The organism is Sulfurimonas sp. ST-27, assembly GCF_048081595.1.
In the GTDB taxonomy this organism is placed as follows: domain Bacteria; phylum Campylobacterota; class Campylobacteria; order Campylobacterales; family Sulfurimonadaceae; genus Sulfurimonas; species Sulfurimonas hydrogeniphila.
The window spans coordinates 255,213-282,211 of record NZ_CP182226.1 but is presented as its reverse complement, the minus strand read 5'-3'; the positions used below and the strand labels follow the sequence as shown (position 1 = coordinate 282,211).

Here is a 26,999-nt window from a genome sequence, read left to right as displayed (position 1 = left end):
TACAGATTGTATGAAGTAAGATAGAAATTATACTTCAGCTTCCAGAATCTCAGATGGAGCGGGTGAAGGGATTCGAACCCTCGACAGCCTGCTTGGAAGGCAGGAACTCTAGCCACTGAGTTACACCCGCATATGAGTGGTGGTGGGAAGAGGAGTCGAACCTCTGAACCCATAGGGAGCAGATTTACAGTCTGCCGTCGTTGGCCACTTGACTATCCCACCATCCGTGATACTTACTGTATCATATTCTGGTCTAACACTGTTTCTAATATTCAAAATTCAATGGTGCCGACACGAGGATTTGAACCCCGGGCCTGCTGATTACAAATCAGCTGCTCTAGCCAACTGAGCTATGTCGGCATCGAATTTGAGCCAGAATTATAGTGCAAAACAAATTCAATGTCAAGGGTTTTTCTCAGAAATTTATAAAATCACCGTCTTTTAGTATAATTGGCCTAAAATTTCTCCCAAATTCTTCTATTTCTTCAGTAATCTCTTTTAAATATGACGGTTTGATATGGTTAATATAGAGTCTTATATCATCTCTTTGTAATTTCTGCAATGCTTTAAAAAGCAGTTTTGGTGTCAGGTGTTTGCTTACTCTTGCTAGTTTTTCCATACTTGAAGGAAAAGAGCATTCAATAACAAGCGACTTTATTTCTCTGTCATTGTTCAGTCTGTTTATAATATTTTCAAGAGAGAGTGTATCTGCCGTTATAAGTACACCTTTGTTGTTTACTTTATAAATATAGCCGCAACTCGGAACCGTATGGTCCGTTTCAATTGGCATAATAGTTGTTTTGTTATTGAGTGTATATGTCTCGTTACAATGTACATCTCTGTATCTGATGCTCATTTCTTCTGAGCCTTCCAAAGGAATTTTGGAAAAATCCGGCCATATTATGTCATTAAAAAAATGTTTTTTTAATGCCTGTATTGTTTGGGGCAAGCCTATGATATGCAAAGTTTTTCTTCTTTGTAAAAAATAGTTGTCTACAATATAAGCTATATCCGCTATATGATCAAGGTGAGAATGTGTTAAATAAATATACTCTACATGTAAAGAGTTCTCGGCCAAAGCATTTAAAAGATTTCCGGCATCAATCACAGTTGCGGCATCCAACATAAAGGATGTTGTTCCAAAACCTTTGGCTTTAGTTCCATAGGCACCTAAAATTTTTATGCTGTTTTCATACATTTTATACACTTTTTGCTGTTTTGGAAATATTATAGCATTTATGTAGATATAATTGCATTAACAGTTTTTACAAAGGTATATAAATAATGTTAAAAATATTATTTTCTCCATCAGAAGGGAAAAAGAGCGGCGGAAACGAAAAAGCAAAAGACCTTTTTGGTGCATTAAATGCAAGGAAAGAAATTTTGGACGCTTATAATACTATAGTATTAAGTGCTAATGAAGAAAAAATAAAACAACTTTTTGGTTTTAAAAAATTCAGTGAATGCCGGCCTTACATAAACGACATATACAATTCTGCTTTGATGTGTGCGATAGAACGCTATCAGGGTGTAGCCTATGACTACCTGAAATACGATGAACTCAGTGAAAATGCGCAAGAGCATCTCAAAAACAATACTCTTATATTTTCAAATCTTTACGGTCCTGTACTCGGTGGTGATGTGATTGCAAACTATAAAGTCAAACAGGGAAACAGTATCGGTGATATTGCACCGGATAAATTTTACAAAGAACGTTTTTCCTACCAGCTTGATTTATATCTTGGAGGCAATGATATTTTAGATTTACGGGCAGGCTATTATAATAAATTTTACAAACTCACGCAACCGCATACAACACTGAAATTTTTAAAAAACGGAAAAACAGTTTCACACTGGGCAAAAGCCTATCGGGGAATTGTTTTGCGTGAAATTGCAAAAGCCGGTGTAAACTCTCTGAATGATTTTATGAAACTTGAGATAGAAAATTTACAGGTTCACGAGATTACAGAGCAAAAACTAAAAAAAGAAATTGTATACAATATAATAGAATAGGAGAAACACAATATGAAAGACTCTCAAGAGTATAAAGAAAAAAAAGCTTTTTTTGAAAAAATCATTACCTTGTACGGAAGAAATGTCGTTGTAGAAATACTCCAAGACAGTTCTATTGAAATTCACAAACTGCATCTGGCAGATTCAAACAAACCTGACGGAGCAATAAAAAAGATTCTTTTACTTGCAAAAGAGCGTAATATCGAAACAGTGAAACATAACAAAGCCGCTCTTTCACGCATAAGCAAAAATGCGAAACAGGATCAGGGAGTAGCCATTGATATAGTTGCTAAAACATATTTACATGTAAACAAAATAAAAGAACTGCAGCAATACAGACTCATTGCACTTGACGGTATACAAAATCCGCAAAATTTAGGAATGATTATACGTTCGTGTGCTGCAGGAAATATTGACGGTATCATTCTGCCAAAGAAGAACTCGGCAAAAATTTCTCCTCTTGTTGTCAAAGCAAGTGCCGGCACGCTTTTTAAACTGCCTGTCTACTTTTGTAATACACTTGAAGAGATATTGCCGCAACTTCAAGAAGCAAAAATCTATTCGCTCTCCTCCCATGCAAAAACTGCTCTCAACGATATCAGAGAAGATAAAAAAACCGTCTATGTTTTGGGAAATGAAAACGAAGGCGTCAGTGATGCAGTGGAAAAACTCTGCAATGATTCTGTCTCTATTCCCATGAACAGAGGTGTAGAATCACTCAATGTTGCCGTTACGGCATCACTGATTGCCTTTAAAGCGTAACCTTGGGGTTACCTTCTCTTACCATTGCTCTAAAGAGATCAAACATCTTAAAACTCGCTTCTTCCATATCTTTAAATCCGCTTATAACATTATCCTGGTTTTCTTTCGTAATACAGGTATGTTCAGGCACACAGCGCATTACTTCAAATATTTTATCATGGACTCTCTTATGGACATTTCCCAGCTCTTTATAGGCTTTTGTATGTCCAAACTTCTGTTTTGCATCGGTATTGTACCATTGTCCCATTCTGCATTTATTGTAATCAACAAACTCTTTTGCCATTGCTTCATTTTCATCCAAAAGCGCCTTGTAGGCTTTGTGCTTGAGTATAATATGGTCTACTTTTGCCAGACTGGTATAGAGTGAGTCATACATAAATACAGCTTCATATGCTGATTCATTTGCTTTGTTTGCAAAGCTGTTGAGTGTATTGTTAAATTTTGAAACATCTTCTTGGGAACGCATTGCAAGATCAGTAATCTGCATAGAGTTGTTTTGGATATCATCCGCTTCCTGCTTGAGTGTATTGGTTGTAATAGAGATTTCCTGGGTTGCTTTTTGCGTTCTTTCTGCCAGTTTTCTTACCTCATCGGCTACTACAGCAAACCCTCGCCCGTGCTCTCCGGCACGCGCTGCTTCAATAGCAGCATTGAGTGCCAGCAGATTTGTCTGGTCTGCAATATCTTTAATCAAATCAACAATAGTATTGATTTCACCTGTCTGTTCATTCAAAGCACGAATGACTTCATCTGAATTTGTAATAAGTGTGATAAGTTCTTCCAGCCTGTTTGTAATATTATTCACCACAACTTTGGACTCTGTTGCTTCCTCTGCCGTCTCTTGTGTACTGTGTGCAATTCTTTGCAATATGTCCAGATTATCAGATATATCTTCTTGAATAATATTCAGTCCACGTGTCACACCCCCATTACTGTTGACATCAAAGACTTCTCCCAGGTTTGTTTTTTGTGCAGCTTTGTGAGATACTCCTATAGACGTAATGGCATGGTTGAGCGCAGGAATGGATGCAAGAAATTCTCCTCTGTATCCGTTTTCATAGATTATTCTGTTGCTATATCCCGCATTTGCATTTTCAATCGAAGCAATCACATCACGGATATACTGTTCTGTCTGATCAAGCAAATCATTGATTCCCCATGCAACTCCCTGCATTATATGGGTATCAGGTATGTTTGTAATTCTATAAGAAAGCTCTCCTTTGCCAGCCTTGAGAAGCACATCTCTGATCTGTCGAACCAACTCATCCTGGAAGATTTTATCGCAGATATCACCTGATGCGAGTGATAAAAGCAATGTTGAGATAAGTCCGGCAAATACTGCTCATGCAAATATATACTGTCCTGTAACCAATGTGTAAATCAATATGGCACCTAAAAGCATATAGAGAGAAAGTGTTTGCTTAGTGCTGTAAATGGAAGATAAAATCATCATACCCTGTCCTTTTTTCATGGAGTAGTGCGTCAAGCATTTGTTTTGAGCCAGCCATTCCTGACCTTTTTTCTTCCTGCAGCAACTGTGCATAAAGCTCCGGAATGACCGCCATTGCCCTGGCAGAGGGTTTACGCCTTACAGAATGGTAATCAATAACATCTCCGTTTTTTCCCATAGTGACTGTGACATTTGCCAATACCCAGTAATAGGAACCGTCTTTGGAGAGATTTTTCACATAGGCAAATATCTCTTTTTTCGCTTTGAGTCTCTCCCAAAGCAGTTTAAAGATAATCTTAGGCATATCAGGATGTCTCAGTATTGAGTGGGGCTGGCCAAGCAACTCTTTTTCTTTATAACCGGAAATCTTTATAAAAATTTTATTCCCGTAAAGAATTTTTCCTTTTGTATCAGTTTTAGAAACTATAAACTCATCTTCTGCGAGTGTTATTTCGTTATTTCTCGGAACAATTTTATTCACTGCTTATCCTTTCAAAAGATAATTATATGTTAAAAAGGTTACAAGAAGCTTACAAACATTGTATTATTTTATATAATATTACAAAAGGATATTAAGAGATCATAATTTCATAAGGACGGCGTATCTCCCGAATAACCTCATCCACACTCATATGACGGGATTTTCGCAAAAATTCCCTGCCGTCTAAAAAAACGAGTATCGTAGGAATTGCAAAAACACTAAAATGTGCCGCTATTTCCTGCTCAACTGAAATATCAACCGTTACAATGGTAAATTCTTTGAAATTTCTATCTATCGCTTCGAGCAGTTTTGGTTTGAGCGCATGGCATACGTTACATGCAGGCGCAGAGAAGTAGAGCATTACTGCCGGATTTTCTTGTATTGTTTTTTCTATGTTTTCTATTGTGTTCATAAATTTATCCTTTCTGATGATTTTCTATTCTTGATATTCCTAAAAAAAGACCGCTGAACAAAGCAAAAAAGACCATGGGATTCATTAGATGCAATGTGTTATGTGTCATTGAAAAAATGATAAAACTCAATACAAACATAGTATTGAGTATAAAGTATTGTTGTGTTGCAAATTTAAGTCTCAACAGGGCATACAGCATAAAAAGAACAAGCAACAGACCAATACTGCCAAGTTCTACTGCTTCATTGAGAAACATATTGTGATAATCAGCAAATTCGTTCATGTTTCTATGCTTAAAGCCGTGCTGGGAAGCCACCAAATTTGCCTCTTTCATTGCATTGCCTATTCCCGTTCCTGTTACTGGATGCTGCATAAACAGGTCTGCCCCGACTATCCACAAGGCAGCCCGCATACCTCCCTGGTCTGTATAGTCATCGTTATTAAATATTTTTGTCACTCCCTTTTTAAACTGATCTATCCGTACAGTAAAATTATCGGAGTATGTATAGGCAAGAAAAAAACTTGTAAATATAATAGAAAAAGCCAAAACAGCCGCTTTTATTTTATGCTTTATCAATAAAAAAGGCAACAGTGCCATCAAAGCCATAAAAGCAATCTGTCCTGTTCTTCCGCCGTTGATAAATAAATTTACAGTGACCGTAATAAAAAAGAGTATATTAAAAAATTTGTATTTATACTCTTTTGCTGTAAATACATTTGTAAGCAGAATTGTACCTGTGAACGCCAAAATCACACTGTAGGTAATATGGTGCATAAACGGTGTCGGGAACTGGGCTGTTGCCCCTTTATAGGTAAAAAGATGAAAAAAAATGCCATAGGACATCAGTTCACTCACAAACACACTGAGTACAAAAGCTGAAAAAACATAAGGAATGTATCTCTTTTGCAATGCAGTATATACCACAGGTATCAATAAAAAATGATGGTATTTTCCGATATATTGCAATGCGAATTCGGTATCTGACGCCCACATAACAGACAGCAGACTGTAAAGCAGAAACAGTCCCAACACTCTGATAAAGAGACTCGACTGTAAAAGTCTCAGTTTTTCTTTCCAGTTTCCCTCGTATATCCACAAAAGCAGTATGACTGCTTCCAAAATGTTCACAGCTGCTTTTGATACCGGAAAACTGAATGCATAAAGAATAATTAAATAATTGATATACCTGTTTGTCATTTAGCACCAACTTTTGCTAAAACAACTTTTACCGTTTTGACCAAAATTACAAGATCAGCCCACAGAGACCAGTTTTTGATATACCAGACTTCCAGTTCGCTTCTTTGTCTGAATGTCAAATTATTCCTGCCGCTTACCTGCCATAACCCGGTAATGCCGGGTTTTACTTTTAAAATAAGTTCTCGCAGTTTTCCAAGTTTTTCTGCTTCACTGAGCATATACGGTCTGGGTCCGACAAAGCTCATCTCCCCTTGCAACACATTCAAAACCTGAGGCAGTTCATCAAGAGAACTGCTTCGTAAAAATTTCCCTACTTTTGTTATACGCGGATCATTTTTATATTTATGATATTTTTCATAGTAGGCAATCTCTTCGGGATGTTCTGTAAGATACTGTTGCAACAGTGCATCAGAGTTTTCATACATTGTTCTGTACTTGTAGCATTTAAAAATTTTGTTATTTTTCCCCAACCGCTCCTGTTTAAAAAAGATTTTTCCTTTCGATTCTAATAAAACAGCCAAAGCGACAAAAAAATGCACAGACAGAAATATCGGCAATACTGCAAATGCCAGGAGATAATCAAAAATATACTTTATATATACATTTTGCTTTAAAAGCAGTTTGTTCTCTATACGAATGGTATTTACCCGAACATTGGTATAATCCATAATCACGGAATTTGCGAAATCAATACTTGTCACATAGGGAACAACATAAACAGCACTTTTTTCATTGAGATATTTGGTGATGGTGTTGTCCATCTCCTGGGGGTTCATACCCTTTGAAGGAATAATCACAATATCATAAAATCTCTTATTTGTTTTCATTCCCAAATACCAGTTTTTTTGAAACTCTTTTTTTAGTGTTCTGATTTGTACCGTATTCCCCAGCAGCAAAACATTTTTTTTAAAGCAGTCAAAAGAATAAAGAACTCTTTTTTCCAGCCGTTTTACCACCGGCAGTAAAAAAAGACCCAAAAAAAAGTAGGTAGTAATAAATATTTTTGAATACGCAAAAGAAGTTTTTAAAAGTGCCAATATCGCCATCACCAGAAAAAATGCCAAAACAAGGGACTTTAAAATTTTATAGGTTTCCTGCCAAAAATCATAATGGAGCGTATAAATTTTTTCATATACAAATAAAATAAAAATAATAAAAATAATAAATAAAAAATCCCCCAAAGCAATTTCTTCGGAGTGAGGAAAGAAAAAAGCAGTGATGTAAAACAGCACTGTCAAAGCAAGCAAATCAATACCAATAATTATCATATGGGAGATGTAAGTTTTCATTTTGCCAGCTTTCTTTCTACAAAAGTTTGAAATTCTGTTTTAAATCTTTTTTTATTAAAAATCTGTGCATGTTTGGATATAAGCTTTGCATCAAAGCCCATATTTTCAAAACGCTCTACTGCTTCAATTATATCCAAAACTGTTTGTTTTTTAAAATGGATGCCGGTAATACCCTCACAAACTGTTTCATGCGTACCACCCTCATCTAAAGCAATCACAGGTGTTCCGCATGCCTGTGCCTCTACAGGAACAATGCCAAAGTCCTCTACCGCCGCATATACAAAAGCTTTTGCTTTTTGCATGTACTCTTTTAGTATCGGTTTTTCCTGGTAGCCAAGAAGTATTATATTGGGTTTTGCGATTTTTTTTATGGCACTGTACTCTTCCCCCTCACCTATCACAACAAGTTTTTTGTCAGGCATGGCATTGAATGCCTCTACTATCAGTTTTGTTTTTTTATACGGTACCAGTCTTGAAGCACTCAAATAAAAATTCTCTTTATTTTGACACAAAGTAAAAGTCTCTACATCTACCGGAGGGTATATTACAACAGAATCTCTACTATAAATTCTTTTGATTCTCTGCTGTACAAATTTTGAATCGGCTATAAAGTAATCGACTCGATTCAGAGTTTTGAGATCCCACCTGCGAATGTATTGCAAAACTGCCTGCACTAAAAACTTTTTTGGCTGTTTCAAGCTTCCTGTATATTCATCATATAAATCCCAGGCATACCGAACAGGCGTATAGCAATAGGAGATATGCATTTGGTTTTTACTCTTTTTGATGCCTTTGGCAACTGCCCAGGAACTACTGATGACAAGATCATACTTTTGCAGATCAAAACTTTCAATTGCGGCCGGAAAAAGTGGCAAATAGTTACGAAAATGTTTTTTTGCAAAGGGAAATTTTTGTATAAAAGAAGTGTACGCATATTTGCCGTGTAACACATTTTTTCTCTCCTTTTCATCCAAAAAATCCACCAGACTAAAAATATCGGCATCAGGATATATCTCCAAAACAGCTTGCAAAACTTTCTCTGCACCGGCATCTGTTACCAGCCAGTCATGTACTATTGCTGTTTTCACTGCTTTAGTACCTCTTTGAAAACTGACAGATGCTCTTTTGCCGATTTTTCCCATGTAAACTGTTTTACTCTTTGCAAACCTTTGTCAATAAGTGTTTTTTGCAGAGATTTATCATACAGAAGAAGTTCTATTTTTTCTTGCATCTCTTCTATATTGCAGGGGTCAAAATAGAGTGCCGCATCACCACACACTTCAGGCATTGAACTCGAATTTGAACTTACAACAGGCGTTCCGCAAGCCAGTGCTTCCAAAGGAGGCAATCCAAAACCTTCATAAAAAGAGGCAAAAACAAAAAGTGAAGCCAGATTATATACTTTTGCCAGTTCATCATCACTGATAAAACCAAGATAAACAATATTGTCTTGATTTTTATGAATAATCTGCATTAACTCTTTGTTTTGCCATCCTTTAAATCCAACCATCACAAGTTTATACTCTTTCTTTATAGCGTCATCCATAGCATCATAAGCCTGAAGAAGCCCTCTAAGATTTTTTCTTGGCTCAATACTGCCAACGCTCAATATAAATTTCTCAGGCAAAGCAAAAGGCAGCGAAAGTTCTTTTTTTACTTTAAATACATGATGATTGATTCCATGATAGATTACTCTTACTTTCTCTTCATCAAAATTGAGTCTTTGCAGTATTTCATTTTTAGAATAGTTGGAGCCTGTAATGAGCATGTCACTCAGAATAATATTTTTAAAAAAATTCTTTTCAAAATATTCAATCCGTTCTTTTGGATGAAAATCTCTATGAAGTATAAAGGAAAAATCATGTACGGTGGTTACAATTTTTTTTGCTTTTACATTCTCATTGGGTATAAAATTTGGCTGCCAGTATAAATCATAACTTGAAAAATTCACCGAACTGTATATTTTTAACAGTTTTCTTGCTGCTTTTTTTAAAAAAGTGTTTTTTGCAAGAATTTTTTTAATACTTTTAAGTGGTCTTGAGTGAGTCTTTTGATCCTCTAAAATTTCTTTGGAAACGTATCCATAATAAAAAAATGTATTTATCTGTGTGGAGCTTTGTAGATTTTTTGAAATTTCATACGTATATCTTCCTATACCGGTCAAAGGAGAAAGCAATGCAACAGCGTCAACTAATATTTTAGGCTTCAAACATATCTCGCAAAGTATCTTCAAACTCTTTTTGTTGTACTGTACCAACAACAGAAAAAAGTTTTTCTGCAGAACCTGTTAAAGATTCGATTTCATTTTTTCTGACGAAAGCAGGGTTTATTCTGACTTCAATTTCATATCCGGCAATTTTATTCATCATTGCTATAGCATCCAAAAGCTTTATTCCTCTTCCTGAACATATATTGAGTATTTCGGATTTTTTTTCGGATTCTAAAAGCCTTTTGTATACTTCACACACAAAACTGACATCGTTAAATTCACGCCTTACATGTAAGTTGCCGAGTTCTATACTCTTTTTGCCCGCTTTAAAGTGACTGACTATTTTTGGTATTAAAAAATTTTCTGCCTGCCCTGTTCCTGTATAGTTAAAAGGACGGGTTATTATAAGGGGTAATTTTTCAAAATAGTTTTGTGCCAGACACTCCATAGCGTATTTGCTCGCACCGTAATGGTTTACAGGCTTTGGACATAAAGACTCGTCCAAAACGCCAATACCCTGATTGCCATAGACTGTTGCACTGCCTGCCAGTATTACTTTTTCAGGTTTTGTATCAAGTTGACATAAGGCTTCTAAAATATTTGTTGTTCCGACAGTATTTACTTTATAAAAATCTTCACTGTTGCCGTGTGCACTAAAAGAGATACCCGAAAGATGAATCAAATACTCAGGCTGCACAGCCTGCAAAACTTTTTCAATGGCATTTTTGTCGGTTATGTCACACTGAAACTGTTTTTCATTCTCGTGAAAGAGAGAAGTTCCATAAACATCATACCCATGTTTCTCAAGATAGTGTGCCAAATGTTTTCCTGTAAAACTGTCACTGCCTGTTATTAAAACTTTTTTCATTCTTTAAAACTTGAAACCTGTTTTATTGCGTTTTAAATCCTCTGCAACCATCATCATACAAAGCTCTTCGAGTGTTGTTTTTGGTTCCCATCCAAGTATGTTTTTTGCTTTTTGAGGATCACCTATGAGCAAATCCACCTCAGCCGGTCTGTAAAATTTCGGATTTACACGAACAACAGTTTTACCTGTTGCTTTGTCAATTGCCACCTCATTTTCTCCATCTCCCTGAAACTCAAGCTCAATATCTGCTGCTTTGAATGCCATGGTAACAAAATCTCTGACTGTTTCTGTTCTGTTTGTTGCCAGCACAAAAGTATCCGGCTGCTCTGCCTGCAGCATCAGGTACATTCCCTCGACATAATCTTTCGCATACCCCCAATCCCGTTTTGCATCCATATTTCCAAGCTCCAGGCACTCCAATTTTGCAAGTTTTATTTTTGCAACTGCATCTGTGATTTTTCTTGTTACAAATTCAAGTCCTCTTAAAGGGGATTCATGATTAAACAAAATGCCACAACTGCCAAAGATATTATAGGATTCTCTATAGTTGATTGTCATCCAGTGCGCATACTGTTTTGCCACACCGTAAGGGCTTCTTGGATGCAATGGTGTCGTTTCTGTCTGTGGAATCTCCTGAACTTCTCCAAACATTTCAGAAGTACTCGCCTGATAAAATTTTATACTTTTATCTACGATACGAATTGCCTCAAGCAGATGCACACACCCAAGTCCTGTGATATGTGCAGTTGCAAGAGGCTGCTCAAAAGAAACACCTACAAAACTCTGTGCCGCAAGATTGTAGATTTCGTCCGGCTTAATCTCAGCTACCATTCGGATACTGTTTGCCTGATCTGTCAAATCATATTCAATCAAATGCAGATTCGGATGATTCTCGATTCCCAAATCTTCTATTCTCCAAAAGTTGACAGACGATACACGTCTGTATGTTCCATACACTTCATAGCCCTTTTGGAGTAGCAACTCTGCCAAATAAGCGCCGTCCTGCCCTGTAATTCCTGTTACAATTGCTTTTTTCTTCAAAATCAGTCCTTTAAAAATCTATCCAGTATTTCAATGTTTTTCATATTATTTGTATCAGCCAAAATCTTTATATAGGATTGTAGCATATCATACAAGTTATTGATATATTTATAGCGTATATTATAGAGTTTTTGTTTTGCTTTGTTATACTCAATAATACTGCTCAAACCTCTGTCATATTTTATCTTTACCGCATCAATGTACTGCTGTGCAGACTTCAGTGCTTCGGCATACAGACTCACAGAGTCCATAGAAGAGTAAAAAAGAGAACGCGCATTTTCATACTTCATATTGACCTCTTTTTTTGTATTTTGCAAGTCTTCATAAGCTGCCTGCTTTATCAGTTTTGCCACTTCAACAGCAGCGGAATTGTATCCACCGTCATACAATGGCATACTTAAACTCACTACTGCATACTCTGTTTTCACAAAAGGATCTTGAATTGTCAGAGAATTCATATCAGATTTAGAATAGACTACATCCAGGTCTATTTTGGGATAATACCCTGCTTTTGCCTGTTTAATTTCATACTCTTTCATTTTAAGCACTATATTTGATTGTTTTACATCCACAGATTCTACCTGACCGCTCGCAGCTCTTTGCATATCGTACAAAAGGGGCTGCATATCTTTGTGTAACTTTATTTGTGGTATTTCAATACTCTTTTTCCCTGTGTATTCTTGCAGTTTTTGCACATACGTTTTATATGTTTTTTTTTCTTTATCCAGCTCTATTTTTGCCGAATTATATTCTACCTGCATCTCTAACAAATCTACTTTGTCTGAAAGTCTCATCACAAACTGTTTTTGTATTTTTGTCTGCATAGAACGGGTGTATGCTATCTGGGACTCTAAAAGTTTTATTTTTGCATCAGAACGCATGGCATCAAGATATGCTTGCATTGTATCCTGTGTCAATGCTATTTTTTTCTGTTTTACATCTATATCAGCATATTTTTCACGCTGCTTTTGAAGATTGATTCTCGCATAAGTTCCTGCATTATATATACTTTGCTTTAAAGAGAGTGCATAGTTTGCTACCGTCTGTTTGCTGACATCCGTAGCATAGTATCTCGCCTTTTTATATGATGCAGAAAGATTCAAATGCGGATAAAGAGCAGATTTTTCCTCTTTTAGCTTTTGTATTTCTGACTGATACATGTAACTTGATGACTTGACTGCATGTGAATTTTCCAAAGCCAGATTGTAGGCCCTCGAAAAGGTCAGCACTTCTGCATTTAGGGAACCTGCAACAATAAAAAGCAATATACCTGCATATATTTTATTCTTCATTGAAACTTCTCCCGAGCATATCTCTAAAAGGCTTGACAATATAACTTAAAAAAGTTCTTTGTCCTATATTTATCATTGCTTCAGCAGGCATCCCCGGTAAAAGTACTATTGATTTACTTTCCAACTCTTTTTTCCCCGCATCTGTAACTTCTATTTTCACAATATAGTAGGATGTGCCATTTCTTTTTTCCGTAAAACTGTCTGCCGAAACATAAATAACTTTCCCTTTTACTATGTCAAGCTGTGCGACATTAAATGCCGGAAACTTCAATGTTGCTTCAAGCCCTCTATGTACTTTGTCGATATCTTTTGTCTGAATCTGTGCTTCTACAATCAGGTGTTCATTTTGAGGCACAATACTTAAAATTTCTTCTCCCGGTTTTATAACACCGCCTACTGTATGTATATTCAGACCAACCACTGTTCCACTGATGGGTGCATTGATATTTGTTTTGCGCAGCTTATCCTCATAAGCAATGATTTGAGACCGCAAATCTGCTTCATCCGATTTGGCTTTTGCATATTTTTCCAATATTTCCTGCTGAAACTTTTTTTCTCTTAACAACTGCTGATTTTTTGCTTCGACTATCTGTTCTTTCAGTTTTGCCATATCAAAAGAGTTACTGAGAATTTCACCCTGTAAACTGTTGTATGTTTTTTGCAGTTTTCGTATTTGTTCATTGCTTACAAGCCGTTCTTTAAAAAGTTCTTTTTGTTCTTTTATTTCTTCGGCAACAGCTTCCAGGTTTTGTTTTTTACTTGCTACCATTGAAGAGAGACTGCTCATCTGATTTTCAAGTTCAGTTATTCTGTTTTTGGTAATTTCTCTCTCTTTGTTGTTGCTTTTATGCGTTACATTAAATATTTTCAGTTGAGTACTTCGTGCATTTTGATTTTGCAGCTCTTTTGGAAAATCTATCTTTTCTCTTGCCTCTTTCTGTGCTTCGAGTCGAGCTACAAGCGCAATGGTTTCTTGATATTTCGCTTTTGCGATAGCAAGTTTTGACTTTATTTCCACATCATCCAGTTTGATAAGAAGATCACCTTTTTGTACCTTGTCACCATTATTTATATAAATCTTTTTTATTGTACCGCCATACTGATTTTGAACAGTTTTTTTATAAACTCCCGCAGAAACTTTTCCCGGAGCAACCACAGATGTTTCAAGCGGATTAAACGCTGCCCATACCAGCAACACAACCATTAACAGCAGTATAAACAGGCCATACTTGATTACTTTTGTTGTATCGTGTGGTGGTAACTCATGTTCTTGATTTTTTTGCATACTCTTATCCTTCATTACTTTTGCGGTTTGCTTAACGAAACTTTTGGCATAGCTGTCTGTTTGCCTGCTGCTTGTGTTTTTGTCTGTGCCTGCTGTTTTGCCTGTTGTGCTTTTGCTGCTGCCTGTTCATTAAGTTTTGCCAAAACATCATTTGTCGGACCATACATCTGCAGTGTACCTCCGCCGAAAAGTGCTACTCTGTCAGTTACCTTTAAAATATCCATCTTATGGGAGATAACCAGGACTGTTGAGCCTATACTTTTTAGGTGTAAAATGGTGTTATTCAACGCCATCTCTCCTTCGGCATCAAGATTTGAGTTTGGCTCATCCAGTACTACAAGTACCGGGTTGTTGTATACAGCACGTGCCAGTGCTATTCTTTGTTTTTGTCCGCCTGAAAGTCCAACGCCGCCATTGCCTATTGGAGTATCATAGCCATTTGGAAGTTTCAGTATCATTTCATGAACACCGGCCATTTGCGCGGCTGCAACAACTTTTTTATCATCTACTTCGCCAAGTCTGGCTATATTTTCTGCAATTGTTCCCTCAAAAAGTTCTATATCCTGTGGTAAATAGCCTATATATTTTCCAAGTTTCTGACTGTCCCACTGATGAATATCAGCTCCGTCAATTCTTGCTACACCGCTTTGGATAGGCCAGACACCCAAGATGGCTTTTGCAAATGTCGTTTTTCCACTGCCGCTTGCCCCTATGATACCTACGGTAATGCCCTGCGGTATATCAATGTTAATTCCCTTGAGCACCGGAAGTTTTGCCATCGGAGGAATAACAATAATATTTTCTGTTGTAATATGCCCTTTAGGTGCAGGCAGTTCAGTAGTTTCTTTTTCTTCCTGGTAATCTTTGAGCAGGGCATCAAGTCTTTTATAGGCAATTTTTGCATCCGCAAAACCTTTCCATGAACCTATAAGCAAATCAAGCGGTGCCAAAGCACGCCCAAGCAACACAGCCCCCGCAATAATTGTACCGGCAGAAATATCTCCGTTAATAGCCAGATAAGCACCGATACCGTAGGTTAATGACTGAAACAACTGTCGCAGTGTTTTACTCAGGTTGGACCATTTTCCCGCATTGTCACTTGCTCGCGACTGTGTATGCAAAAATTTTATATGCTGTCTGTACCATCTTTTTTTAATATCTTCCTGCATCCCCATGGCATGAATAATTTCTGCATTTTGTATATTTTTGTTGATATAGAAATTTGCCTTGTTTGAGAGTTTGTTTGCCTCTTCAAGATCTTTTTTTGTACTTCTTTCATTTATGATGGTAATTATAACAATAACCAAGGCAGCAAAAATTGTAAATCCTGCAAGAAAAGGACTAAACAGATACATTACAAAAAGATAAAAAGGAAACCATGGCACATCAAAAAGGGCAAAAATCCCCTGTCCCGTCAAATACTGTCTCAATTTTGTCAGATCACTCATCGGCAAAGAAGAAACCTGTCCGGGTTTTAACCGTGCTGTTTCAAAAATAGTGTCAAAAAGTTTTGTATTCATATCCAGATCTATTTTATTCCCCACCCGAACAAGTATTCGTGAACGAATCATTTGCAGTGCGCCAAGAACAAAAAACAATCCTGTCACTAAAACAGTCAGCAAAATCAGCGTATCCATGCTTCGGCTCACCATAACTTTATCATATACCAGCAACATATATATTGACGGCAAAAGCATCAACAGGTTTATAAACATGCTGAAAAGACCCGCATGCACAAAAGCATTTTTAGACTTTTTAAGTATTTCAGCCAACGATAATGCTGCTTCACTGTTTTTTGATTGTTTTTTATTCATTGTTTCTCATCCGATTATTAGGCTATATTTTGTTTTTGCATTGTAAGTTTAAAAAGCGTTTCTATGTGTTTGAGTGATTCCAAATGTGCATCTATCAAAGTAATAATACCTTTTCTTACCCAGTCTGCCAATATGTCATCACTCAGTGCATTGAGTTTTTCTCGGTCGACCACTTTAAATCCGTTCACAAGAACTTTTTTCTCATCACCTTCACCTACAGAAATTTCTCTCTCTTCAAGAATACCGCTTTGACTAATCACTTTGGCAACATTGGCTGTAATCACTGCCTGGTTTTCATGATTTGTCAAAAATTCTATGGCATGTGTCAACAGTTCTGACTGCTCACCGCTTTTTTTAAAAAGCTGTTTGCCTTTTGATTTTGAAACAAGCGGTGATTCTTCATCTATGAGAATGACCTTTTGCTCCGGATTTTCTTTCGTACTTGCCAAAGCAAACGGATATTTTCTCAAAAACGACGGAACATACTGTGTAATCCATTTTCCTTCTTCATTAATTGCCAAAGAGTCACCGCCAAGTGATACAAGCGCAATAAGTGAAGGATTTTCATCCGCACTGAAAACTACAGGAAAATTCGAGCCTACTGTTGCCACTTCACTGGCTAAAACAGGAATAAAAGCACTCTGTTTTGCAAAGTTTAAATTTTCCATTGCCGCTATTTTAAGGTCTTTGTGTTTTTCTTTGTCTAAGACTACTAAATTTTTATACATGGTTTTCCTTTTTTCTTTGGTTTGTTTTTTTGGACGACCTCGACTTTTTGAAGCCAGTGTCATTCCGACAAGTGATTCTAATTCTTTTATAAATTCAGGAGTTGCTGTTATACTTTGTTTTTCCAGAGAATGTTTGATAAAAGAAATCTTTTTTTCATCTTTTTGTTCATTAAAAAGTTTTGCATACGCTTCAACCCTTTTTTCATCTGTATAGCCCAATTCTTTATACATTGGATGATAACTTACAATACTGTCTGCTCTACTGTAAAGGTTTTTACCTATACTGCTAAAAGAATGATTTTTCCCAGCCAATTGTTCAATGTATATCATGACATCAAATAAAAAAGATTTGTCCTCTACAAGAGAAGCTTTATATCTTCCTTCCCACAGTGTGCCACTGCGCTGGTATTTTTTATTATAGTAACCGACATATCTTCGTCCCAAACTCTGCATAAACTTTGGCAAAGTATCAGGTGCTGCCGGAGTAGCCAAAAATTCAAAACACTGACTAAGCAAGCTGTAGGCATGAATATGCAGTAAATTATCTGCTGAGAGCTCTTTTACTATGTTCATAAATACCGTATAATCATCACTGTCCTTAAAAAGCACCATATCATTGATACTCTTTAAAAGTACATGCTGTGATAAATTCTCTACAAAAACTCTGGTTTTCCGTGCCAAGCAAATTCCTTGATTTATTCTCAGAATGCATTGTAGTAGAATAAAACTTTATTGTTTATTAAATCACTCCGACACTGTTTTTATTTTAAATAATTGGTGCCATAGTGATTTAAAAATTTTCTGCAATTCCCCAGTTAATATTTGGTATCGCACTTTTTAAAACATGAAATATCTCCTGCATAACAAAAGCATCTACAACTGCTGTTGCAAGAATATTTTGAGATGCCAATGATATTTTTATCTCATTTTTTGCCTGTAAGGTAAAATTTACTTCCATAAGCAACTCTTCTTTTGTTCTATAAAGCTCAAGATTGACTCCGTCAGTTTCTGTCCGTGCTGATACAGCAGAATTTTTATTTTCCTGTATTGTCCGGATCGGAGTATCAAGAGAAAAATGTTTTTCAAGAAACTCTTGGGCAGTCGGAATCAGATCTAAAATAAAATTTCTTGTAATCATAAAATCTATTCGGTTGTGTATGTCTTCATAATTAATGACAAAGCGTATCCGGTCTTCTACCACATCATAAATTGGTGTAAATGTTTGTGCAGTTACTGTTTTTTTCATAACGCAAATTATATCTTTTTTTCACTGGTTTTAGCTTTGCTCAAGGTTTTTTAGATATTATTCTGCTTCTACAATATTTGCCGACATAGCTCAGTTGGCTAGAGCAGCTGATTTGTAATCAGCAGGCCCGGGGTTCAAATCCTCGTGTCGGCACCATTTTATATCACGACCATAGTATTATCCTGAAAATAAATACCTGTCAAATCAATAAACTCCTGCGAATTTGAAAACCCTACAACCACATCAGCCTGTGTAAATCCCTTGTTCATTGCTTCTTCCCAATAGAGTAAACCGTCGGTATCTGCGCTTCGAAACAAAACATTTTCATACAGAGAATTTATAAATTCTGCATTTGTCTGTGAAACACCGTACAAAGAGCTAAACTCAGCAGAAAGTACAAAAGAGTTTGCAATATCGTTAATACTCTGTCCGTTGTTAAGGTTATTTACCCAGTAGTTTAAACCGGCGCTGTCTGCAACCCTGTCCAAAACAGCAAGGTAAAGTCTTCCTATAGCCGCTTCACTGCTTTGAGTATAAAAAACAGTACTTCTTTGGTAGGCAGTAAGGTTTACTGCAACGCTGTCAATATAAAGTGCTTCTACGTTTGTAAGCACATCAAAACCGGTATCTGTTCCCGCTACTACAATAGTATTGTTAAAATAATCCACTCTCGGCACCCAGGTAATACCTTCTTCATACACAGTATCATACCCATTCCCTGCATCTACGTTATTATTGAGAGAATTGAGAACAATTGTATCAGAAGATTGACTTCCGACAATATTTTCTATATAAGTATCTTCAGTTAATGCCAGATAGTGTTTCACTTGACCATTTATAATGATACTTTGTGCACCCGGATTTATATCAATATATTCATTCCCTGATGCACTGAGAGATTCAAGTGAAATTGTATCATTCCCTCCAAAATCATAAATAGTTGCGATATTCCCTGTTGTCTGAAAGTTACCATATATCTTCTGGCTGTAAAGCAACGCATTTAAATCATACAAGGTATCGCCTGTATCCTCTTTCACACCATATATAGTCTGTAATGCCTTAATATCCGCTGCCTGATAGGAAGTAAAAGTATTGATGCCGTTATAAGGATTATAGGACATATCGGTATCATGTATATCTACACCTGGGTAAAAACCGTCTCCAAAAGGATGGCTTAGTCCAAGAGCATGCCCTATTTCATGCATCAATGCAGAATAACCAAGCCCTCCATAGCTAAAATCCTCATCATTAAAAGCTGCAGAAATATAAATATCTCCAGAAGGGCTTTTCACATCAGAATAAGGAGTGTAGGCATATCCGAGAGTTGTCGAATCTGACATATTTTTGTCAGATATGACTATATCTCCTACTCCGCTTGCATCATATATAAAATCTAGATTTATAAGAGCAGTAATATAATCAAATATTTTAAAAGCAGCATTTTTGAGTGCTTCTGATACTGTGACACTGCCTTCATAATCTGCAGCAAGTTCATAACTGAGTCTTGAACTCTTAAAGGAGAAAGAAACCGTTGTTTTGTCCCATTTATCACCATATATTAAACCATCAACCAATTCTTGTGTAGTCATAACAGTATTATACCGGCTTTATACTAACTAATACGAAATTTCCTGATCGCCGGTACCGCTCCCTGGTCCAGTGTCGGGACCAGGATTGGCAGCAGCAGCGGCAGCATCTGCTTCCTCTTTTGCCTGCGTCGCCGCATCCTCGGCTGTACTTTGTGCATTCTGCACCTGAGTAAGTTTTGCAGCGGCATCACTTTCTATCTGCACTGCCTGCTCCTTATATATTTGCACATTAAGATTTGCAGCAACGGCTTTATCACTCGCTGTCTGAGCATCTTCAGAGAGCGATACAGCCAGATCTGAGTGTTCTTTTGCTGCATCTTTTAAAATATTAATTTGACTGAGACTGTTTTCTGTTTGTGCACTTTGAGCGTTAAAACTTGTCTGTGTCGCTTCCAAGAGAGTCTCCTTTGCTTTTTGTGTTGCTATGTCTGCCTGATTTCTGGCAGTATTTAACTCTTCAGATGCCAAAGTTTCTATAGTTGTCACATCCTGTGTCAGCTGATGTATATCATTTGCTGTATTCTGTGCGCTCTCTGACTGTGCTTGTGCTGTTGCAGCCGCTGTTGCAGCCGCTGATTCTCTTGCAGCATCCGCTGCCGCCTGTGCAGCTGCATCCGCTGCTGCCTGTGCAGCCTCATACGCACTGATTTCATAAGCTGTAACATTCTCTTTTGCCTCTACAATTCTGTTAAAGGCCTCGTTGGCACTGTTTGCAGCTTCTGTTGCTGCCTGTGCCGCCTGCAATGCATTTTCTTTTGCCTGAAGAGCAGTCTGTTCATATTCCAGTGCCAGACTTTTTGCTGTATCTATTTGTGTTTCAACTTCATTCGTCACTGCAGTTGCAACAGAATTTTGGTTAAAATTACCGGTTTGCTGTATTGCACTCTCTGTATTTGCACTTACAGCTGTATTGACACTTTTGCTTACTTTTACCTCTTGTGTTGTAACAGAGACACTTTTTTTCTGTTCTTTTGCTGTTTTTGGTTCCTGCGGTGCTTCTCCGACAGGAACAAAAGTATACTCTCCTGCCTGTACATCCTGGCAGCTTCCTGAAGCACACACAACAATTGCATGCTCAATACACTGTATGAAATCTCCGTTTTCCCCTGTTGTTCCTTCAAAAACTGTTCCTCTGATACCGATTGTGGCATTTCTTGTTTTGAGATGAAAACGTTCCTGTGCTATTTTTCCTATTTTTCCCGTTATAACCCTGAAAAATCCTCTGCTGACTTTAAAGTCTGCTTTTGATTCCTGCGCAGTATCAAAAAAATATTCCTCTGTTTTAAAAATTGTTTTTTCACCAAGAGTAATAACTGTGTCATCTTTAAAAACAATTTTTGCCAAAGAATTTTTAGCCGTGCTTATTATATCTTTACGCTCTATTGGAAGAGATTCAAAGGCTTTGACAGATCTGTTGTCTCGCAAAATATGGACATCTCCTTTGAGCAGAGCAAAAGAACCTATACTCCCATGTACCCCAACCGTACATGTCAAAATTAACAAAACTATTTTAAAAATCTTCATAATGATTCCTTTTTAAAAATACCGGGACAACATGAGGCTCAGTGTATTCTTTTTATAGGCAAAAGCACTGATTGTTGACTCGTTTTTTATATAATTGTATTTCAAAGAAAGATTATATACTTTGTAAAAACTTCTTGAGACTGTTGTCCCATACGTTTTTCTTCTGTCTTCTCTTTCTCCCAAACTGACATCATGATCGATAAAATGTCTCTTTTCATATTTTGCATCTACAGCAAAAGCATATTTTTTTATAAATGTTCTGCTGTAGCCTGTTTCAAATATATATTCATCTCGACTGATATCTGTTCTGTTTCCGAATTCTTTTCTTATTTTTTGGTATGCCACAGTACATTTTACAGCAGTCTGTGTTGTGAGATTATACATTGCAAAGAGTTTATACAAAGCTATATTGTCATTTTTTGTTTTATCTTCATCATGAACAAATTTATCTTTTTTAAAGGCAATATCCATTTTCGTCCGCAAACGTTGAAAAAACACTTTTGAAAGTTTCACGCCCAGACCATATGTGTACATATAATGCCGTGCGGCATAATTTAAATCATTTAGAAGTATCTGCGGGCTAAGAGTATATCCGTTTTTATGTACAGCAGGTCCACTCGCAAGAGAAGTATACAACATATTTTGATCAGAGTATTTTAAACCATTCCTGTGAAAAAGCAAAACACTGTCTTCCCATGTTGTAAACGGGTAGTCCGGCATTGTATAAGTATGGGAGAAATAAACAAGTTTGTCTATAAAGATATCACTTACAGCATTTGTGTCATTGCTTAAAATAATCGAGTTATAACTTGTAACAGGTTCATAGGTATTGTTTCTGATGTTGCTGTCATATGTTGTCCCTGCAGACAAAAGGACAAAATATTTATGCAGTCGTTTTGTTCGATCGATTTGTTTAAGATAATATTGTGCCTCTTTTTTAAATTCGGCTTTTTTTAAAATCAAAAAAAGTTTTTTGGCGTCTTGAAGTTCTCCCAGATTGTATAAAGATTTTGCCAGATAGAGTATTACTTTTTCATTTTCAGGTTCCTTTACATGTAATATATAAAATTTTTCATATGCCTGCACAAAATTCTCTTCTTTATACAGGGTCACTGCATCTGAAAACACAGAAGCAAAAAGCTGAACAGTTGCAAATAATAAAATATATATAAATCGCATGTTTTAATTCCTTTTTTTAAAGTATAGTATACTTTAAATTGATTTTCCTTAAAATATGTTATCATTCATGTATGAACAAATATAAAAAAATATTGATGCAGCTTTTCATTTTTGTCAATATTACACTTATATCCATGTTTGCCTATTTAAAATACCCTTCCTTCTTTTCGCTGTTTGAAAATAAACTCAATGATGTAATGTTTCTTGCAAGAGGAGACAAAACAGCAGATGATCGTATAGTTATTGTTGATATTGATGAAAAAAGTCTTCAACAACTCGGACAGTGGCCATGGAGCAGAAACAAAGTTGCTACGATTTTAGAGCATCTGACACAATACGGTGCAGGTATTATCGGTTTGGATATTGTGTTTGCAGAAAAAGACAACAGTTCTCCAAAACTTGTGCTGCAGAAGCTTGGTTTGAAAAACATAGCAGCAGAAGATTATGATAAAATTTTGGCAGAAACAATTGCTGCATCACCTACTGTTACGGGCTATGTTTTTGCACTAAAAAATGATACCCTGGAAAAAAGAGAAACCCTTCCAAAAACAACTGCAATTATTATAGAAAAAAACAAACCGGAAAAATCTTCTCTGATTAAACCTTACAGGGCCATTGTAAATATCCCTGTCATTAAAAATGCCGCTTATTCCAGTGGATATTTTAATACCATACCGGATGAAGACGGTGTGGTGAGAAGTATTCCTATGATTATGGAGTATCGTGGTCTGCTCTACCCCTCTTTAAGCCTGGAGCTTACAAGATTGGCACTTGGGGAGAGAAAAGTTGTTATCAATTATTATAAAAAAGGAGTAGAATCCATTCGTATAGGTAAAATCACTATTCCTACCGACAGATTTGGAAGAATGATAATCAATTACAGAGGAAGACAGCACAAATACAAATATATCTCTGCCTGTGATATTTATGCAAATAAAATTGATCCAAAAGAGATAGCCGGAAAAATTGTACTTGTCGGAACAACAGCAGCCGGACTGCTTGACCTCAGAAGCACGCCTTTTGACAGTGTTTACCCTGGTGTTGAAGTCCATGCAACAGCAATTGACAACATACTCAACCAGGAATTTCTTGCCCGTCCCTCATGGATTATCGGTTTTGACATAGTTGATATATTTCTCTCTTTGAGCATAGCATTCGGGCTGCTGCTTATCCCGAATGCTATGCTCAGTTTTACATTTTTAACTCTTTTCATCACAGGACTGCTCTTTATGCACTACTATACCATGACTGAAAAGGGACTGCTTATCAATACTCTGTTTCCTTTGGCAGGCATCAGTTTTTTGTTTGTTATTGGAGAAGCTGTCAACTACTTCCTTGAATCCAGACAGAAAGAGAGAATCAAACAAAAATTCGCCACAAAAGTTTCTCCAGCCGTTGTTGAAGAACTCATTGCAAATGCAGACTCGGATACTTTTGATGTCAAAGAAAAAGAGATAACCATACTTTTCAGTGATATAAGAGACTTTACCTCTATATCTGAAAAAATGGATTCTGCAAAAAGTCTTATAAACCTCCTAAACGAATATATGACCCCTATGGTGGATATTATCACAAAATATAAAGGTACTGTCGACAAATTTATAGGTGATGCCATCATGGCATACTGGAATGCACCCACAGATGTGCAAGATCATCCGGATAAAGCCCTGCAGTCTGCAATAGAACAGATTCTACGGCTTGAGACATTAAATATAAAACTCAGCAAAGAAAAAAAACCAAATATAAATATAGGTATAGGCATCAATACAGGTGTCAGTGTTGTCGGAGAAATGGGTTCCATAGGAAGAAGTGATTACACCTGTATAGGAGATTCTGTCAACCTGGCATCGCGGGCAGAGGGATTGTGCAAAGTCTATGCAAGTAAAATCATACTGAGTGAATATACAAAAAAAATGCTCAAGAAAGACAACTACTTCTTGAGAGAACTTGATACCGTTCGGGTAAAAGGCAAAAACAAACCGGTTACAATCTATGAATGTATGGGATACAAAGAAAAACACTGGGTGAATTTTAATGAAAATGATACTAGAATCTATACAGAAGCTTTAAAATTGTACAAAAACAGTCATTTTAAAGAGGCAAAAAAATTGTTTACCCGGCTTAACAATGCAAACGTCCAAAAACTTTATACCATATATATACAAAGGTGTGAATATTATATACACAACAGACCAAAAGATTTTGACGGTGTTTTTACATTTACAAACAAATAAAAAGGAGCTTTTGCAATGCAAGGCATAAAATTTTTAGGTGCTGGCGGCAGTGTCAGTAATGATTCTTATACTACCTGTATACAGTTGGGCAATCACACACTCATAGATGCCGGAAATATCATGCACTCTTTAAATGAAAAAGCCAAAGAGATTCATACTGTATTTCTTTCACATTCCCATTTGGATCATATAGTGGACATTGCCTTTTTACTTGACAGTTTTTTTGAAACCCGCAAAGAGACATTAACACTCTACGGACATCCGACAAGCCTGCAGATAGTGCATAAAAATATTTTCAACAATGACATCTGGCCTGATTTTACAAAAATCAATATCCCCGGGACAAACAAACCTTCCCTTGCCTTTGTAGCCATCGAAGAAAATAAAAAATATACAATTGAGAACAATATCAGCCTCACTCCTTTTGCTTCTGTACACTCGATTCCCTGTTATGGTTATATCATCGAACAGGGAGAAGATGCACTTTTTTACTCTGCAGATACATTTAAAAATGAAAAACTTTGGAAATACATTAATAAGCATCCCAACATACACGCGCTTATCATTGATGTCTCTTTTCCAAATGCACTTTCAAAGGTTGCACAGGAGAGTAAACATCTTACAAGTCAGTTTTTGCATGATGATATGCAGTATTTGCAGCGCAAGGACATCAAAATATATATTAACCACATAAAACCGATGTATAAAGATCTCATAGAAAAAGAACTCCATGCTATAGGCATAGGGAAAAAAGATATCATTCATGACGGAGATATCATTACTTACAAAAAAGGCATAAAACGAAGATCTCTTGATTCTGCGGAACATAAAATAGAAAAACTGAATAAAATAGGCATAGCACTCTCTTATGAACAAAACATTAACAAACTTTTAGAGAATATTGTCAAATATACCAGAGAGATAACAGAGGCCGACGGAGGAACGCTTTATCTGCTAAAAAATGACAAACTCCATTTTACTGTAGCACAGACAGACTCTCTCGGCATAAAAATGGGAGGGGAGAGTGCTGCCATCACATGGCCCCCTCTGCCTATGCATCTTGAAGACGGCAGTCCAAACAAAAAAATGGTTGCGGTTATGTGTGCACTTGAGGGCAAAGTCATCAACATCCAAGATGTCTACGAAGCGGAAGGTTTTTCTTTTGAGGGGACAAAAGCCTTTGACAAATCAACCGGTTACCGTTCCAAATCTATGCTTGTTATTCCTTTGCGTGACCATGAAAACAAAATAATCGGAGTCTTACAGCTTATCAACAAACTCGATTTGTTCAATGACACAGTTGTTTCTTTTAACAAACATGATGAACAGATTACACTCTCACTCGCATCACAGGCTGCCGTTGCCATCACAAAAGTAAAACTCATAGCAGGGCTTGAAAATCTGCTTGAAGCTTTTTTAAAGAGCATTATTTATGCTGTAGGAAAAAAATCCCCCTACACTGCCGGACATATAAAACGGATGGTACAGCTTTCCTTAATGCTTGCAAATGCCGTAAACAAAGAGAATCAAATCTTTCAAAACAAAACCTACACAAAAGAACAGCTACAAGAGATAAATTTTGCAGCGCTGATGCATGACATAGGCAAACTTGCCACACCTGAACAGATTGTGGACAAAGCCACAAAACTTGAAACAATTTATGACAGAGTTTATATGATAGAAGCACGTATAGCCTTGATAAAAAAAGAGTATGAAATTGCCTGTCTTAAAAAAGAAATAGATAAAAAAACCTTTGAAGACACTGTAAAAGAGCTAGAAAACTATTTTGATAAAATACAAGAAAGTAACAAGGCTGCCGGATTTACCTCAGATGAGGATGTGGCACTTTTCACAATGTTGGCGGACAAAGTGTATCAGATTAACAATAAAGCATACAAGGTGCTGACAAAAGATGAAGCCTATAACCTGAGTATACGCAAAGGAACATTGACAAAAGAAGAAAGACAGATTATAAATGACCATGCAAAAATCAGCCTTGAAATCTTAAAAAAACTGCCTTTTCCTCAAAAATATAAAAACATACCCGAAATTGCCGGCAGTCATCATGAAAAACTTAATGGTAAAGGCTACCCCAGAGGGCTCAAAGGAGATGAAATATCTTTTGAAGCCCGCATCCTTGCCATTGCCGATATTTTTGAAGCACTTACAGCAAGTGACCGGCCATACAAAAAAGCCAATCCTCTCTCCCTTGCGATGAAAATTTTATACTTTATGGCAAAAGAGAATGAACTCGACAAAAGTCTTGTCAAATACTTTTACACCTCAGGACTTTACAAGGAATATGCCAAAAAGTTTTTACCAAAAAGCAGTATAGATGAAGTAGAACTGGATTTTAATGATTTATAATTGGTAAATTTAACAGAT

Annotated in this window: 22 protein-coding genes, 4 tRNA genes and 1 pseudogene; 5 read left to right on the top strand and 22 right to left on the bottom strand. The window is 36.6% G+C overall.

Translation table 11 applies throughout. The features are described 5' to 3' along the window. Positions 1-54: 54 nt before the first annotated feature. The 4 genes from ACM66U_RS01545 to ACM66U_RS01530 all read right to left on the bottom strand — a co-directional run bounded on the left by ACM66U_RS01545 (position 55) and on the right by ACM66U_RS01530 (position 1,198). Positions 55-130: transfer RNA gene (locus ACM66U_RS01545), tRNA-Gly, on the bottom strand. Positions 131-137: 7 nt separating this feature from the next. Continuing rightward, positions 138-222: transfer RNA gene (locus ACM66U_RS01540), tRNA-Tyr, on the bottom strand. A 61-nt stretch (positions 223-283) separates the two neighbouring features. Continuing rightward, positions 284-360 (bottom strand) — tRNA-Thr (locus ACM66U_RS01535). Positions 361-415: 55 nt separating this feature from the next. Then, entirely contained in the window at positions 416-1,198 is a 783-nt protein-coding gene (locus ACM66U_RS01530; RefSeq protein WP_418640971.1) for an MBL fold metallo-hydrolase, read from the bottom strand. 86 nt (positions 1,199-1,284) lie between these two features. Between ACM66U_RS01530 and ACM66U_RS01525 the strand changes: the two genes are divergently transcribed. Further along, positions 1,285-2,013, top strand: coding sequence for a YaaA family protein (locus ACM66U_RS01525; protein WP_418640970.1), 729 nt, complete (start codon positions 1,285-1,287; stop codon positions 2,011-2,013). Positions 2,014-2,025: 12 nt separating this feature from the next. Then, positions 2,026-2,775 carry a TrmH family RNA methyltransferase gene (locus ACM66U_RS01520; protein ID WP_418640969.1) on the top strand — a complete coding sequence of 250 codons (750 nt, stop codon included), beginning with the start codon at positions 2,026-2,028 and terminating at the stop codon, positions 2,773-2,775. Here the strand turns inward: ACM66U_RS01520 and ACM66U_RS01515 are convergent. The 15 genes and pseudogenes from ACM66U_RS01515 to ACM66U_RS01445 form a co-directional block, all read right to left on the bottom strand. Then, positions 2,765-3,151 (bottom strand): CZB domain-containing protein, encoded by a 387-nt coding sequence (locus ACM66U_RS01515; protein WP_418641423.1) that lies wholly within the window; start codon positions 3,149-3,151, stop codon positions 2,765-2,767. The two genes, ACM66U_RS01520 and ACM66U_RS01515, sit on opposite strands and share 11 nt — an antisense overlap. 81 nt (positions 3,152-3,232) lie before the next feature. After that, positions 3,233-3,949 (bottom strand): annotated as a pseudogene (locus ACM66U_RS01510) (methyl-accepting chemotaxis protein); the annotation flags it as partial. 247 nt (positions 3,950-4,196) lie between these two features. Beyond that, complete coding sequence (locus ACM66U_RS01505; RefSeq protein ID WP_418640968.1) at positions 4,197-4,706, bottom strand: PAS domain-containing protein; 510 nt, start codon at positions 4,704-4,706, stop codon at positions 4,197-4,199. A 91-nt stretch (positions 4,707-4,797) separates the two neighbouring features. Next, positions 4,798-5,118, bottom strand: coding sequence for a thioredoxin family protein (locus tag ACM66U_RS01500; protein ID WP_151901163.1), 321 nt, complete (start codon positions 5,116-5,118; stop codon positions 4,798-4,800). Positions 5,119-5,122: 4 nt separating this feature from the next. Beyond that, a complete protein-coding gene (locus ACM66U_RS01495; protein WP_151901164.1) occupies positions 5,123-6,316 on the bottom strand; it encodes an O-antigen ligase family protein in 1,194 nt (397 codons plus the stop codon). After that, a complete protein-coding gene (locus tag ACM66U_RS01490) occupies positions 6,313-7,605 on the bottom strand; it encodes an exopolysaccharide biosynthesis polyprenyl glycosylphosphotransferase (protein ID WP_151901165.1) in 1,293 nt (430 codons plus the stop codon). Before ACM66U_RS01490 ends, ACM66U_RS01495 begins: the two co-directional genes overlap by 4 nt. Beyond that, positions 7,602-8,693 (bottom strand): glycosyltransferase, encoded by a 1,092-nt coding sequence (locus ACM66U_RS01485; protein ID WP_151901166.1) that lies wholly within the window; start codon positions 8,691-8,693, stop codon positions 7,602-7,604. The genes ACM66U_RS01490 and ACM66U_RS01485 overlap by 4 nt, the downstream gene beginning before the upstream one ends. Next, positions 8,690-9,838: a glycosyltransferase family 4 protein gene (locus ACM66U_RS01480; protein WP_230973269.1), complete on the bottom strand. Its 1,149-nt coding sequence runs from the start codon at positions 9,836-9,838 to the stop codon at positions 8,690-8,692. Before ACM66U_RS01480 ends, ACM66U_RS01485 begins: the two co-directional genes overlap by 4 nt. Then, positions 9,804-10,682, bottom strand: coding sequence for an NAD-dependent epimerase/dehydratase family protein (locus ACM66U_RS01475; RefSeq protein WP_151901167.1), 879 nt, complete (start codon positions 10,680-10,682; stop codon positions 9,804-9,806). Before ACM66U_RS01475 ends, ACM66U_RS01480 begins: the two co-directional genes overlap by 35 nt. A gap of 3 nt (positions 10,683-10,685) precedes the next feature. Next, complete coding sequence (gene gmd / locus ACM66U_RS01470; RefSeq protein ID WP_223176099.1) at positions 10,686-11,723, bottom strand: GDP-mannose 4,6-dehydratase; 1,038 nt, start codon at positions 11,721-11,723, stop codon at positions 10,686-10,688. 2 nt (positions 11,724-11,725) lie between these two features. Next, positions 11,726-13,015 carry a TolC family protein gene (locus ACM66U_RS01465; protein WP_151901169.1) on the bottom strand — a complete coding sequence of 430 codons (1,290 nt, stop codon included), beginning with the start codon at positions 13,013-13,015 and terminating at the stop codon, positions 11,726-11,728. After that, positions 13,005-14,300, bottom strand: coding sequence for an HlyD family type I secretion periplasmic adaptor subunit (locus tag ACM66U_RS01460; RefSeq protein ID WP_188109987.1), 1,296 nt, complete (start codon positions 14,298-14,300; stop codon positions 13,005-13,007). The genes ACM66U_RS01465 and ACM66U_RS01460 overlap by 11 nt, the downstream gene beginning before the upstream one ends. A gap of 14 nt (positions 14,301-14,314) precedes the next feature. After that, positions 14,315-16,114 carry a type I secretion system permease/ATPase gene (locus tag ACM66U_RS01455; RefSeq protein WP_151901171.1) on the bottom strand — a complete coding sequence of 600 codons (1,800 nt, stop codon included), beginning with the start codon at positions 16,112-16,114 and terminating at the stop codon, positions 14,315-14,317. Between the two features lie 17 nt (positions 16,115-16,131). Further along, positions 16,132-17,523 (bottom strand): SapC family protein, encoded by a 1,392-nt coding sequence (locus ACM66U_RS01450; RefSeq protein ID WP_151901172.1) that lies wholly within the window; start codon positions 17,521-17,523, stop codon positions 16,132-16,134. A gap of 109 nt (positions 17,524-17,632) precedes the next feature. Beyond that, complete coding sequence (locus ACM66U_RS01445; protein ID WP_151901173.1) at positions 17,633-18,088, bottom strand: hypothetical protein; 456 nt, start codon at positions 18,086-18,088, stop codon at positions 17,633-17,635. A 79-nt stretch (positions 18,089-18,167) separates the two neighbouring features. Between ACM66U_RS01445 and ACM66U_RS01440 the strand changes: the two genes are divergently transcribed. After that, positions 18,168-18,244 (top strand) — tRNA-Thr (locus ACM66U_RS01440). Positions 18,245-18,246: 2 nt separating this feature from the next. Here the strand turns inward: ACM66U_RS01440 and ACM66U_RS01435 are convergent. Genes ACM66U_RS01435 through ACM66U_RS01425 form a run of 3 tightly spaced genes read right to left on the bottom strand, consistent with a single transcriptional unit; the run spans position 18,247 to position 22,380 of the window. Continuing rightward, on the bottom strand, positions 18,247-19,677 hold the full coding sequence (locus ACM66U_RS01435; protein ID WP_418640967.1) for a DUF4214 domain-containing protein: 1,431 nt from the start codon (positions 19,675-19,677) through the stop codon (positions 18,247-18,249). 27 nt (positions 19,678-19,704) lie between these two features. Beyond that, positions 19,705-21,201 carry a FecR family protein gene (locus ACM66U_RS01430; protein WP_418640966.1) on the bottom strand — a complete coding sequence of 499 codons (1,497 nt, stop codon included), beginning with the start codon at positions 21,199-21,201 and terminating at the stop codon, positions 19,705-19,707. A 12-nt stretch (positions 21,202-21,213) separates the two neighbouring features. Continuing rightward, complete coding sequence (locus ACM66U_RS01425) at positions 21,214-22,380, bottom strand: tetratricopeptide repeat protein (protein ID WP_151901176.1); 1,167 nt, start codon at positions 22,378-22,380, stop codon at positions 21,214-21,216. Between the two features lie 71 nt (positions 22,381-22,451). Between ACM66U_RS01425 and ACM66U_RS01420 the strand changes: the two genes are divergently transcribed. Then, positions 22,452-24,614, top strand: a complete 2,163-nt coding sequence (locus tag ACM66U_RS01420; protein ID WP_418640965.1) for a CHASE2 domain-containing protein — start codon at positions 22,452-22,454, stop codon at positions 24,612-24,614. A 15-nt stretch (positions 24,615-24,629) separates the two neighbouring features. After that, entirely contained in the window at positions 24,630-26,981 is a 2,352-nt protein-coding gene (locus ACM66U_RS01415) for an HD domain-containing phosphohydrolase (RefSeq protein WP_418640964.1), read from the top strand. The last annotated feature ends 18 nt before the right edge of the window (positions 26,982-26,999 follow it).

Excerpts from the sequence above, each read along its gene's own strand:
- ACM66U_RS01515 (WP_418641423.1), bottom strand. The coding sequence starts at position 3,151 with ATGTATGACTCACTCTATACCAGTCTGGCAAAAGTAGACCATATTATA.
- ACM66U_RS01490 (WP_151901165.1), bottom strand. The coding sequence starts at position 7,605 with ATGAAAACTTACATCTCCCATATGATAATTATTGGTATTGATTTGCTT.
- ACM66U_RS01415 (WP_418640964.1), top strand. The coding sequence starts at position 24,630 with ATGCAAGGCATAAAATTTTTAGGTGCTGGCGGCAGTGTCAGTAATGAT.
- ACM66U_RS01455 (WP_151901171.1), bottom strand. The coding sequence starts at position 16,114 with ATGAATAAAAAACAATCAAAAAACAGTGAAGCAGCATTATCGTTGGCT.
- ACM66U_RS01495 (WP_151901164.1), bottom strand. The coding sequence starts at position 6,316 with ATGACAAACAGGTATATCAATTATTTAATTATTCTTTATGCATTCAGT.
- ACM66U_RS01430 (WP_418640966.1), bottom strand. The coding sequence starts at position 21,201 with ATGAAGATTTTTAAAATAGTTTTGTTAATTTTGACATGTACGGTTGGG.
- ACM66U_RS01500 (WP_151901163.1), bottom strand. The coding sequence starts at position 5,118 with ATGAACACAATAGAAAACATAGAAAAAACAATACAAGAAAATCCGGCA.
- ACM66U_RS01465 (WP_151901169.1), bottom strand. The coding sequence starts at position 13,015 with ATGAAGAATAAAATATATGCAGGTATATTGCTTTTTATTGTTGCAGGT.
- ACM66U_RS01460 (WP_188109987.1), bottom strand. The coding sequence starts at position 14,300 with ATGCAAAAAAATCAAGAACATGAGTTACCACCACACGATACAACAAAA.
- ACM66U_RS01525 (WP_418640970.1), top strand. The coding sequence starts at position 1,285 with ATGTTAAAAATATTATTTTCTCCATCAGAAGGGAAAAAGAGCGGCGGA.
- ACM66U_RS01435 (WP_418640967.1), bottom strand. The coding sequence starts at position 19,677 with ATGACTACACAAGAATTGGTTGATGGTTTAATATATGGTGATAAATGG.
- ACM66U_RS01425 (WP_151901176.1), bottom strand. The coding sequence starts at position 22,380 with ATGCGATTTATATATATTTTATTATTTGCAACTGTTCAGCTTTTTGCT.
- ACM66U_RS01520 (WP_418640969.1), top strand. The coding sequence starts at position 2,026 with ATGAAAGACTCTCAAGAGTATAAAGAAAAAAAAGCTTTTTTTGAAAAA.
- ACM66U_RS01420 (WP_418640965.1), top strand. The coding sequence starts at position 22,452 with ATGAACAAATATAAAAAAATATTGATGCAGCTTTTCATTTTTGTCAAT.
- ACM66U_RS01445 (WP_151901173.1), bottom strand. The coding sequence starts at position 18,088 with ATGAAAAAAACAGTAACTGCACAAACATTTACACCAATTTATGATGTG.
- ACM66U_RS01475 (WP_151901167.1), bottom strand. The coding sequence starts at position 10,682 with ATGAAAAAAGTTTTAATAACAGGCAGTGACAGTTTTACAGGAAAACAT.
- ACM66U_RS01530 (WP_418640971.1), bottom strand. The coding sequence starts at position 1,198 with ATGTATGAAAACAGCATAAAAATTTTAGGTGCCTATGGAACTAAAGCC.